The 12,604-nt window shown below is 48.4% G+C and carries 7 protein-coding genes; all 7 read left to right on the top strand.

Annotation, left to right across the window (positions count from 1 at the left end):
* The first annotated feature begins 8 nt into the window (after nt 1-8).
* The 7 genes from nrdD (at nt 9) to BFO_RS04475 (ending at nt 12,293) form a co-directional block, all read left to right on the top strand.
* Nucleotides 9-2,144, top strand: coding sequence for an anaerobic ribonucleoside-triphosphate reductase (nrdD, locus tag BFO_RS04505; protein ID WP_014224447.1), 2,136 nt, complete (start codon nt 9-11; stop codon nt 2,142-2,144).
* Complete coding sequence (gene nrdG / locus BFO_RS04500; protein ID WP_014224446.1) at nt 2,138-2,596, top strand: anaerobic ribonucleoside-triphosphate reductase activating protein; 459 nt, start codon at nt 2,138-2,140, stop codon at nt 2,594-2,596. Before nrdD ends, nrdG begins: the two co-directional genes overlap by 7 nt.
* A 527-nt stretch (nt 2,597-3,123) precedes the next feature.
* Nucleotides 3,124-4,233, top strand: a complete 1,110-nt coding sequence (locus BFO_RS04495; protein ID WP_014224445.1) for a DUF4434 domain-containing protein — start codon at nt 3,124-3,126, stop codon at nt 4,231-4,233.
* Nucleotides 4,234-4,236: 3 nt separating this feature from the next.
* Complete coding sequence (locus tag BFO_RS04490) at nt 4,237-5,640, top strand: sugar porter family MFS transporter (RefSeq protein ID WP_041590672.1); 1,404 nt, start codon at nt 4,237-4,239, stop codon at nt 5,638-5,640.
* A 13-nt stretch (nt 5,641-5,653) separates the two neighbouring features.
* The gene (locus BFO_RS04485; RefSeq protein ID WP_041590671.1) at nt 5,654-7,369 is read left to right on the top strand and encodes an FAD-dependent oxidoreductase; all 1,716 of its coding nucleotides are present in this window, start codon (nt 5,654-5,656) and stop codon (nt 7,367-7,369) included.
* Nucleotides 7,370-7,560: 191 nt separating this feature from the next.
* Nucleotides 7,561-10,629: a SusC/RagA family TonB-linked outer membrane protein gene (locus BFO_RS14020; RefSeq protein ID WP_014224442.1), complete on the top strand. Its 3,069-nt coding sequence runs from the start codon at nt 7,561-7,563 to the stop codon at nt 10,627-10,629.
* A 14-nt stretch (nt 10,630-10,643) separates the two neighbouring features.
* Nucleotides 10,644-12,293, top strand: coding sequence for a SusD/RagB family nutrient-binding outer membrane lipoprotein (locus tag BFO_RS04475; protein ID WP_041591121.1), 1,650 nt, complete (start codon nt 10,644-10,646; stop codon nt 12,291-12,293).
* Nucleotides 12,294-12,604: the final 311 nt, after the last annotated feature.

Here is a 12,604-nt window from a genome sequence, read left to right as displayed (position 1 = left end):
AGGAACAGATGGATACATTTATCACGAAACGTGATGGAAAAAAAGAACTTTTTTCTATCGACAAGATCAAGAATGCTGTGACCAAGGCCTTCCTCTCGGTCGGCTGTTTCCCGTCGGATGAAGACTTGACATCCATCCTCGGACATGTACAGATCAAAGACGGCATGTCGGTTGAAGAGATTCAAAATCAGGTCGAAACGGCGCTTATGTGTGAACGCTACTACAAAGTAGCCAAATCGTATATCCTTTATCGACAGAAGCATCTTGAAGACCGCGAAGTGCGTGACAAGTTGGCTTTCCTGATGAACTACTGCGATGCGAAGAACGCCGCCACGGGAAGCAAGTTCGACGCCAACGCCAATGTAGAGCACAAGAACATCGCCACGCTGATCGGGGAACTGCCCAAACAGAACTTCATCCGTCTGAATCGCCGCCTGCTGACCGACCGCCTCAAGGAGATGTACGGCAAAGAACTGTCCGATAAATACCTCTCGTTGCTCAACCGTCATTTCATCTACAAGAACGACGAAACGAGTCTTGCCAACTACTGCGCGAGCATCACGATGTACCCGTGGCTGATCGGCGGTACAAAATCGATCGACGGAAATTCAACGGCGCCAAGCAACCTGAAATCGTTCTGCGGAGGCTTCGTGAATATGGTTTTCATCGTTTCAAGCATGCTCTCCGGAGCGTGTGCCACACCCGAGTTCCTGATGTATATGAACTATTTCATCCAAAAGGAATATGGCGAAGATTATTACCTGCACCCCGACCGCGATGCCGATTTGTCGCTCAAACGGCGTAGCATCGACAAAGTGATCACCGATTGCTTCGAACAGGTTGTCTATTCGATCAATCAACCGACAGGAGCGCGTAACTTTCAGGCGGTCTTCTGGAACGTGGCTTACTACGACCGTTACTATTTCGAGAGCCTCTTCGGTGAGTTCGTCTTTCCCGATGGAAGTCGACCGCATTGGGAATCGCTCAGCTGGTTACAGAAACGCTTCATGAAATGGTTCAATAAAGAACGTACCAAGACCGTGTTGACCTTCCCGGTTGAAACGATGGCGTTACTTACCGAAGACGGCGATGTAAAAGACAAGGAATACGGTGATTTCACGGCTGAGATGTATGCCGAAGGACATTCGTTCTTTACGTATATCAGCGACAATGCCGATTCGCTTTCGAGCTGCTGCCGGCTGCGTAACGAGATACAGGACAACGGGTTCAGCTATACGCTCGGAGCGGGAGGCGTTTCGACCGGCTCCAAAAGCGTGTTGACCATAAACCTCAACCGTTGTATCCAGTATGCTCGCCAACGAAGCATCCCTTACATGATGTACCTCGAAGACATCGTCGACCTGGTACACAAGGTGCAGCTTGGCTACAACGAGAACCTCAAGATGTTACACTCCAAAGGTATGCTGCCTCTCTTCGATGCCGGCTACATCAATATGAACCGGCAATACCTGACCATCGGCGTGAACGGACTCGTCGAAGCGGCCGAATACCTTGGCATCGAGATCAGCGACAATCCGCAATACACGGCTTTTGTGCAGGAAGTACTCGGGCTTATCGAACGTTACAATAAGAAGTACCGTACGAACGAAGTGATGTTCAACTGCGAGATGATCCCAGCCGAGAATGTAGGTGTCAAGCATGCTAAGTGGGACAAAGAAGACGGCTTCATCGTTCCGCGCGACTGTTATAACAGCTATTTCTATATTGTCGAAGACGAGTCGCTGAACCTGATCGATAAATTTCGTCTGCACGGACGTAAATATATCGAGCACCTGACCGGTGGCTCGGCACTCCATGCCAATCTGGACGAACATCTCTCACAAACGCAATATCGCCAGCTCCTGCGTGTTGCCGCAGCCGAAGGATGTAATTATTTCACGTTTAACATTCCGAACACGCTATGCAAAGAATGCGGCCATATCGACAAGCGTTATCTTAAGGCTTGCCCGGTATGTCATAGCCGGCAGGTGGATTATCTGACACGTGTCATCGGTTATATGAAACGTGTGAGCAACTTCTCACTTGCACGGCAGAAAGAAGCGGCGAAGCGATATTACGAAAAGGCCCATGTGGCGAAACCGTCGACGGAAAAGAAGGCGGTTGTCCATGAGATGTCATGTTGAAATACGTCAGCTACGATATCGTTTTTCGTGAAATACCCGATGAGACGACGCTCGCCCTGAATCTTTCCAACTGCCCGAACGGCTGTCCGGGTTGCCATAGTCTGTGGCTTCAGGAAGATCGGGGTGAACCGCTGACGGAAGAAGTATTGGCCGGGCTGCTCGGCTGCTACGGAAACGCAGTGACCTGCCTGTGCTTTATGGGAGGGGATGCAGATCCGTACGAAGTAGTACGGCTGGCCGCATTTGTGAAACAAACAGCAACAATCAAAGTCGGATGGTATTCGGGACGACCCGCACTGCCGTCCGACTTTCCCGTTCACCACTTTCAATACATTAAGTTAGGCCCATACATTGAGCGCTTGGGGCCTCTTTCTTCACCTACGACCAATCAAAAACTTTATCGAATTACCGACGACGGAGAAATGATTCCTATGGCATATCCGTCACTGTAGAGCTCACCAAGACACTTCTCTTAACCGCTTACCATAAATATAATTCAGGCTTACAGCCCTCTATCGAGGGGCTTGCTTTTTCCACAACACTTCGCATTGGGCTGAATGATCTCGCCCCCTATTTATTAATGGTTAATTGTCATGCAGGGTACATGTTATAGAGACGCAATGAATTGCGTCTCTACGGTGCGTACCATATTTTTTTAACTCAATAAAAATTTCATTCGCGTTCATTTGCATTCGTAATTGTTCATTAGCGGCAGCCAACAAATCAACATGTCAACGAATCAACAATTCACCGCCTCTGCGGGGTTTATAAGGGCTGAAAACCTGACATAATATAAATTGTAAATGGCTACTCTCAACTATTTTGCTACTTTAATTCCATTGTGTCATGTACGTTCAAAAGAATGAAGATCATTCTTAATAAAGTAGTTTATTTTTCGTCCTAAAAACAGGAATCCTGTTTATTATTTCGGCCGGAGTTAATAAAAAGATATTTATATTTGCGGTAAAAATGAAAAACAATGAAGGTAAATAATCGCAGAGAATTTTTAAAACAGGCCGCAGTAGCGGGTGTTTCGGCGATGACTGTTCCGGCTTTGTCGGGATGTACGAAACAGTCGCAAAGTGAATCATCCCATGAACATCATGAAGAACAGACGTTGACGCTTGAGAGCCGTCTGATTGTTCCGAAAGCACAGGGATTGAAAATTACCGGTACTTTTTTGGACGAAATTTCGCATGACATCCCGCACCAAAACTGGGGAGAAAAAGAATGGGACAGAGATTTCCGCCACATGAAGGAGATAGGAATCGATACGGTTATTCAAATACGTTCCGGTTATCGTAAATTTATTACTTATCCGTCAAAATACTTGTTGGGCAAAGGTTGTTATATGCCTTCGGTCGATCTGGTGGACATGTTTCTGCGCCTCGCGGACAAGTACGGCATGAAGTATTATTTCGGATTGTATGACTCCGGGCGGTACTGGGATACGGGCGACCTGAGCTGGGAAATCGAAGACAATAAATATGTGATTGACGAGGTCTGGCAGAACTACGGAAAATATAAAAGTTTCGGCGGCTGGTATATCAGCGGCGAAATCAGTCGTCAGACGAAAGGGGCAATCGACGCGTTTCATGCCATGGGTAAGCAGTGTAAGGATGTTTCCGGTGGGCTGCCGACTTTTATTTCGCCGTGGATCGACGGAAAGAAGGCCGTAATGGCCAGTGGCGGCAACCTGACCAAGGCGGACGCCGTTTCAGTACAGGAGCACGAAAAAGAGTGGAGCGAGATTTTCTCCGGCATCTGCGATGTGGTAGACGCATGTGCTTTTCAGGACGGGCATATCGATTACGACGAGCTGGACGCATTTTTTGAGGTCAATAAAAAGATGGCCGACAAATACGGAATGAAGTGCTGGACGAACGCCGAATCGTTCGACCGTGACATGCCGATCCGTTTCTTACCGATCAAATTCGATAAGTTGCGGATGAAGCTCGAAGCGGCAGCGCGTGCCGGATACGACAAAGCCATCACGTTTGAATTCTCTCATTTCATGAGTCCGCAGTCGGCCTATCTGCAAGCCGGCCACCTGTATAACCGTTACAAGGAATATTTTGAAATCGGATAAACCATGAGATCGAACGTTCATTTCGGGTATTTGATCTTTTTGTCGGTGGTGGCGGCGCTCGGCGGATTTCTGTTTGGATACGACACAGCCGTGATCTCCGGCACCGTTTCGCAGGTAAGCTTCCAATTTGGACTCGATGCCATTCAACAAGGTTGGTATGTAGGCTGCGCACTGATCGGCTCGATTACGGGCGTCGCATTCGCGGGTGTATTGGGTGATGCGATCGGCCGGAAAAAGACGATGTTGCTCGCCGCCGTACTGTTTACGGTCTCGGCCATCGGCTGTGCCGTGTGTATCGACTTCAATCCATTGGTGATCTACCGGATGATCGGGGGAATTGGTATTGGTGTGGTGTCGATTATTTCGCCGTTGTATATTTCCGAGCTGGCCGTTGCCGAATACCGCGGGAGGCTCGTTTCGCTCTATCAGCTGGCCATCACGGTCGGTTTTTTGGCTGCTTATTTAGTTAACTTCCAACTTCTCGGATATGCGGAAAGTCACTTGCAGGCTGCCTCATCCGCGACATTCTTTGATAAAGTCTTCATCGACGAAGTATGGCGTGGGATGTTGGGGATGGAAACCTTTCCCGCCGCACTTTTCCTTCTGATCATTTTCTTAATTCCCGAGAGTCCTCGCTGGCTCATTCTGAAAGGAAATGATGAATGCGCGAATCGCATCTTCCGGAAAGTATACGTTTCGGAAGAAGAGGCGCGGATGCAGGTCTACGAAACGAAACAATCCGTCGCTTCCGAAGGGAAGTCCGAATGGTCGGTGCTGTTTACGCCGGGGATCTTCAGAGCGGTCATGATCGGTGTCGGCATTGCGATTCTGGGACAGTTTATGGGGGTCAATGCCGTGCTGTATTACGGCCCGACCATCTTTGAGAATGCCGGATTGTCCGGCGGTGATTCGTTGTTCTATCAGGTGCTGGTCGGTCTGGTTAATATGTTGACGACCGTGCTGGCTTTAGTGATCATCGACCGGGTAGGACGCAAGAAGCTCGTTTATTATGGTGTATCGGGAATGATCGGTTCGCTCTTGCTTATCGGGCTGTATTTTATGTACGGTGAAGCGCTCGGTGTTTCGAGCCTCTTCCTGCTGACGTTCTTCCTGCTGTATATTTTCTGCTGTGCCGTTTCGATTTGTGCCGTCGTGTGGGTTTTGCTCTCCGAGATGTATCCGACGAAAGTGCGCGGACTGGCTATGTCGATCGCAGGATTTGCTTTGTGGATCGGTACGTATCTGATCGGGCAGTTGACACCTTGGATGTTACAGAATCTGACACCGGCGGGGACATTCTTCCTCTTCGCCATCATGTGTGTACCTTACATTTTAATTATATGGAAACTGGTTCCGGAAACGACCGGAAAAACACTGGAAGAAATTGAAAAATATTGGAAAAGATAATCGAAACGATTTCATGAAACGCAGACAATTTTTGACTTATGCCGCATTGGCCGGAGGCAGTAGCTTATGGTCTTTATCGAATGCGGGAGTGATGAATTTCAGTAATAAAACTTGTTTTCCGGCTAACGAAGAAGCAAATGAGTTGAGGTCGGATGTCGTCATTATCGGCGGCGGATTCGGAGGGTGTGCCACGGCGTTGGCCGCATGTCGCAACGGTCTGAATGTGGTTATGACGGAAGAGACCGACTGGATCGGAGGGCAGGTATCGCAGCAAGGCGTTCCTCCCGATGAACATCCGTGGATCGAGACGCACGGCGCACCGGCTTCGTATCGTACTTTCCGAAATAAGGTCCGTGAATATTACCGGCGTAATTATCCGTTGACCGACGAAGCGAGAGCTTGTGAATTCCTCAACCCGGGCGACGGACTCGTATCCCGCCTCTGTCATGAACCGATTGTCTCAGAGGCCGTATTGACAGAGATGCTCTTGCCTTATCTGAGCACCGGCAAGCTTAAACTCCTATTAAGATATAAGGCTCGCTATGCCGAGATGAAAGGCGATTCAATACGTGCCGTCGAAGTGTATTGTAAGGAGACGGGACACTCCATGGCGCTGTCCGCCCCCTATTTTGTCGATGCCACCGAATGCGGCGATTTGCTGCCGTTGACCCAAACGGAATATGTGACCGGGGCAGAGGCGAAGTCGGAAACGAACGAACTGCATGCCGCAGCCGAAGCAATGCCGATGAACAACCAGGCATTTGCCGTATGTTTCGCGATGGATTATGTGCCGGGGGCCAATCTGACGATTGACAAACCCGCAGACTATGCTTTCTGGCACGATTATATCCCTTCATTGAAACCTGCCTGGTCGGGGCGTCTGATCGACCTGAGTTATCCCGATCCGATTACGCTGAAAACACGACAGACCGGTTTCCATCCCGAAGGGAAGGAGCTCCGCGTGTTCAATCTCTGGAATTACCGGAGGATCATTTCCCGTAAAAACTTTACACCGGGATTGTACAGCGGCGATATAACGATTGTCAATTGGCCTCAGAACGACTATCTGCTCGGTAACTTGCTCGATGTGCCTGAGGTGGAATTTGAAAAACACATTGCTCAGGCCAAGCAGCTGAACTTGTCGCTATTCTATTGGTTGCAGACAGAAGCTCCACGTCCTGACGGAGGTATGGGCTGGCCCGGGTTACGTCTGCGTGGCGACGTGCTCGGCACCGACGACGGGATGGCTAAATATCCGTACATACGCGAGGCGCGACGCATCAAAGCCCTGTTTACGGTTACGGAAGAGCATGTCGGGAAGGAAAATCGCAAGCTCGCTACGGGAGAGACCAGAGCCGCCGAATTCTACGACAGTATCGGCATTGGCTACTATCGTATCGATCTTCATCCGTCGTTCGGCGGAGATAATTACATTGATATAGATTCGCTGCCGTTTCAGATACCTTTGGGCGCCTTGATCCCGCAGCGGGTTGATAACTTGTTGCCGGCCTGCAAAAATATCGGGACGACCCATATCACAAACGGTTGTTACCGTCTGCATCCGGTTGAATGGAGTGTCGGTGAGGCGGTCGGAATGCTCCTTGCCTATGCCAAGGAGAAGAAAGTGCTTCCGCGCACCGTGCGTGAGAACAGAACGCTTCTCTCCGACTTTCAGCAACGGATACAAGCGCAGGGCGCGGAAATCGGATGGAAGAATAGTAGCGTGTAAGTAGGATAAACCAAAGATTTCCAGATATGGCCGAAGAACGATTTGTTTTTCGGCTAATATTTTGTCGGTCAAAAAAGCTGATTAATAGTCTGGCTAACATAAAAGAAGCTAAATCACTAATAACAAAATAATTGAAAATGAATGTGAATGTAAAAAAGTGATTATCGAGCGTATTACTTCTATCGTGTTTGATGGGAGTTCCTGTTTCGATATTGCATGCGGAGAAGTTTGCTGGAGTAACGGTCATAACTCAGCAAAAAGAGATCAAAGGGACGGTAAAAGACCGTTCGGGTGAGCCGATTATCGGTGCGAATGTGTATGTAAAAGGCACGACGAATGGTGTCGTAACGGGTGTGGATGGCGATTTTTCCATTCAAGTATCCTCGAGCGACATACTGGTTATCTCTTTTATCGGTTTTAAGAATGTTGAAGTTCCTGTAAAAGATCAACTTGTTATACATGTATCGTTAGCTGAAGATTCGGAGTTACTCGATGAGGTCGTTGTGACAGCACTGGGTATTAAGCGCGAAAAGAAAGCATTAGGTTATGCGATGCAGGAGATTAAGACGGAAGGGCTCACGGAGAACCGTTCCGTGAGTGTCGCCAACATGTTGCAAGGCAAAGTGGCGGGAGTACAAATTAATCAGTCGGCTACAGGGGTTGGCGGTTCTACCCGTGTAGTTCTTCGCGGTACGACATCGTTGAGTGGAAACAACCAGCCGTTGTGGGTGGTAGACGGGATTCCCATCAGCGATGATGTAAACCAGAAAGCCGATCAGTGGGGAGGTCGTGATGCCGAAGGGGGTGCTTCCGAAATTAATCCGGAAGACATTGAGTCGATCTCGGTCCTCAAAGGAGCAAACGCCGCTGCTATGTACGGTTCGCGTGCCCAGAACGGTGCGATCATCGTAACGACGAAGAAAGGACAATCCGGCGATCTGAGAATCGAATACAACGGTAACTTGACCTTCTCTGCTGCTTATGACGCGTTCAAGTACCAGAACACATACGGACAAGGTTCGGCCGGAAAATATGATCCGGCAGCGGTAGGAGGCTCATGGGGACCGAAGATGGAAGGCCAGATGGTGCAGAATTGGCGAAAAACACTTTATGGACAAGTAGATGCGCCGGACTACGCACTCGAATCGCAAGGCAACTACATCGACAAGTTCTATCGTACGGGGGTGAATTATACGAACTCAATCATTGCATCCGGAGGTACGGAAAAAATGCAGTCCCGCTTTTCTTTTACCGACTCACGTAATGAAGGCATCACGCCGAATCATTCGCTAAACCGCCAGTATTACGACCTGAGCTCGCAATGGAGCAGCAAGTATATTGACCTGAGCGCCAAAGTAAATTTTATGCGCCAGAAAGCGTTGAACAGGCCGCGTCTGGGCGAATACGGAGTCATGCAACAGTTTGTATTTATGCCACGCAATGTCCGGTTACAGGATCTGGAAGATTGCATCATAAATAACAATGTGGCGAACTGGTCGGGTACGAGTACGACGATTTTCAATCCTTACGCATTGGTGAAGCCGGAGAATGGGGCAAAAGAACAGCGTAACCGTCTACTCGGAAAGGTACAGGCCGTAGCAAAAATTACGGATTACCTGAGACTGACCGGCCGTGTGGGATTAGACTGGTATAACGACGAATCAACCAGTCAGACATCCTATAATTACACGATTACAGAGACTGGGTATCATAAAGGTATGATCAACTATGAAGAGTTTAATGCAGACCTGATCCTCAATTTCGACAAGCATTTCGGTGATTTCAGTGTATTGGCGAACTTCGGTGCGGCAACGACAAGCCGTAAACTCAGTTCGCTGAACGGTTCGTCCGGATATTACACGTTGCCCGGGCTGGCTGCTTTGGCCAACGGTAATAATCAGACTACATCGGAGAATTACTCTAAAAAGCGCGTAAACTCCGTGTTAGGAAATGCTACCATAGGATACAAAAGCATGGCCTATCTCGATGTGACGGCGCGTAACGACTGGTCTTCGACCCTTCCGGCTGATAATCGTTCATACTTCTATCCGTCGGTCAGCCTGTCGGGTATCTTGTCTGAGATGTTCCATCTGCCTGAACCCGTTTCGTATTGGAAGGTGCGTGGATCATGGGCACAGGTAGGTAACGATACCGAACCATACAAATTAGTAAACACGTATGAGCTGAATAAGACGAACGGCAACATCATCAACGCCAATTCTTCTTCTACCTTCCCGCTGTTCAACTTGAAACCCGAAAACACAACATCGTGGGAATTGGGTACGGAGCTACGCGTGTTCAACAACCGGTTGGGACTCGATTTGACGTACTATTCGTCGAACACAACCAACCAAATACTTTCCGTTACCATGCCCGGATCGTCGGGGTATACGACGAAACTGATCAATGCTGGTAAGATGACCAGTAAAGGTTGGGAAATTATGTTGACCGGTACACCCGTGCTAACGAAAGACTTCTCATGGGATGTTACGCTGAACTGGGGACAGAATCGTACCGAGTGTGTTGAACTGGCCGATGGACTGACCCAGTTCGTGATTGGTGAAACACGTATGGGTAAGGTCGTAGCCCGTGAAGGCAGTCGCTACGGCGATATTGTTTCGACTGCGTATAAACGCGATGCAAATGGCAATATCATCGTGAACGAAAAGAGCGGATTGCCGCAGAAAGAATCGAATCAGGTACTCGGCAATATGACTCCGGACTGGACGGGATCATTCGCTTCGTTACTGACCTGGAAGGGATTCTCACTGAATGCCTTGATCGATGTCAATTACGGAGGCAGCTTCCTTTCGGCTACCAGCTCCTATGCCGATTTCTATGGAAATTCCGAACGTGCAGGACAACGTGATAATGCCTCGGCCGATTTCCCGACAGGACATATCATCGTAGATGGAGTCAACGAGAACGGGAAAAAGAACACGACGAAGATCGGATTGGAAGAGTACTATCAGGGACTCGGTGGCTCTTACGGGCTGGGTGAAGCGCATCTTTACAGCAAAACCTACGTAAAGTTACGTGAGGTGGCCATCGGTTATACGCTGCCCAAAGCATGGCTTTCGGGATTGCCGCTTTCGAGTGTGAAAATTTCGGCCGTAGGACGCGATTTGTTCTACCTTTACAAAAAGGCTCCGATGAATCCGGAGTTTGCATTCTCTCGTGCTGATTATGCACAAGCATTCGAATATGCTGCGATGCCTCCGACACGCACTTTGGGCTTCTCTCTTAATGTTAAATTTTAATGGTATTTACGATTATGAAACGAATAAAGAATATAGCTTTCATTTGCATACTGACCGGAATGATCGCGGGTTGTACCGGAAACTTCGACAGTATGAACAAAAATCCTTTGGCCGCTACCGAAGTAACTCCGTCCCTACTGCTGACTAAGATGGAAGAATATGGCTTCAATTGCCGCTCATGGGAGTATCAGGTTGGGAATAACCTGTACACCAGCGATTATGCGCAATACGTATCCAATACGGCTACGTATTTCGCCACCGCAAATTATGAATGGAAAGATAACTGGGCGAACGACGGTTTCTGGAAATCCTACTATACGTATTTGGCTAAACCTTTAAATGAGACGAAAGCCATGCTGGACCGACATCCCGAATACAGTAATATTTATCAAATGATGCGTATTATTTCGGCAATGGGAGCGGCACGTACGACCGATATGTTCGGGGATGTGCCTTATTTCAATGCAGCAACAGGCGAAATCACCCCGAAATATGATTCTCAAAAGGATATCTATTACGATATATTTAAGGAACTGACTGAAGCATCCGGTTTATTGGCAAGTAATACGAACCAAGTGGATCCGGATGCGAACGACATCATCTACAAAGGTGACGTGAAAAAATGGATCAAGTTGGCCAATGCTTGCCGTCTGCGTCTTGCGATGCGTCTGCGTTATATTGACCCGGAGAAGTCGAAAGCCGAGGCCGAAGCTGCACTAAAAGCGCCCCTGCTTGAAGGAAATCAGGACAATGCCGGAGTAGCACAAGCAAAAACAAACAATGGACATTCGTTGTACACGATTGCTTTCTGGAACGAGTTCCGTGTCAGCAAAACCATGATCGACATGATGCTTTATGAAAGTTCTGTAACCGACCCACGTATCTCACTGTGGTTCGGTAAGACACAAGCCTGGCTCTATGGAACTAAATTTCAGGATTCGGAAAACAAAATACCTGTGGCCGAGTGGCAGGGTGTTCCCAACGGACGTAATACGTTCGTAAATCAGTATCACTACCTGAATAACTCGTGTGTATGGGGGTCGCGCGGATATCCCGGATGGAACAAATCGGAGGCGGGAACGGTGAAGAGCGGAAGTACGGCTGCCGACTTCAACGAAAAATCGCCGACAGTAGTTATACCCATGATCATCTTTAACTACGCCGAAGTATGCTTTCTCAAAGCCGAAGCAGCCTTGTTCGGTTACAACGGCGCAGGCGATGCGAAAGCGAATTACGAAGCCGGAATCCGGGCCTCGTTTGCCGAGGCACGTAGTGGTGTTGATGCCGCTTTCTACTCGAAAGATAAAGACGACGCATACATTGCTGGAGGAGAGGTGAAGTGGGGAGCGGATAAGGAAGATAATTTCCGTAAAATCATTACACAAAAATGGATCGGTATCTATCCCAACTCTATTGAAGCATGGGCAGAGTTCCGTCGTACAGGCTATCCGTTGTATGATGGAAAACGTCAGGGAATCCGTCCGATCGAGGTGAATAACAGCACGACCATCCCGCAGGGACAGTTCGTAAAGCGATTACGCTACCTCGACGACGAAATCAAACTGAACCCTCATGCGTCCGAGGCTGCACTCAATAACAAACAGAACTCCGACCCAAAGAGCATGAATGTTCGTGTTTGGTGGGACACGGGACGATATAAATAATACGACGAAGCACGGATAAAATACCCGGCAGGTTATTTATACTTGCTGGGTATTTTTTTTGCGCTGTAATACGTCAGAAACCATATTCCGATAGATTCGGGATGGTATTTAGGGTGGTTCGGAACGTATTCAAAGTATTTCGGATATTCATTATGATACGTTCCGAACCTGATTTTACCCAGTTCGGAAATACCTTTATCACGTTCGGAACGTGATTTGGCTACGTTCGGAACGTATTATTGCTGCTCGTAAATGTCCCGAGTAGGCAGAACGACAAACGAAGCAGGAGGAGGAATCAGTCTCCGATAATT

The sequence above is a fragment of the Tannerella forsythia 92A2 genome, assembly GCF_000238215.1.
GTDB classification, from domain to species: Bacteria; Bacteroidota; Bacteroidia; order Bacteroidales; family Tannerellaceae; genus Tannerella; species Tannerella forsythia.
Note: the sequence above shows the minus strand (reverse complement) of the source record. Positions and strands in the feature narration are given on the sequence as shown.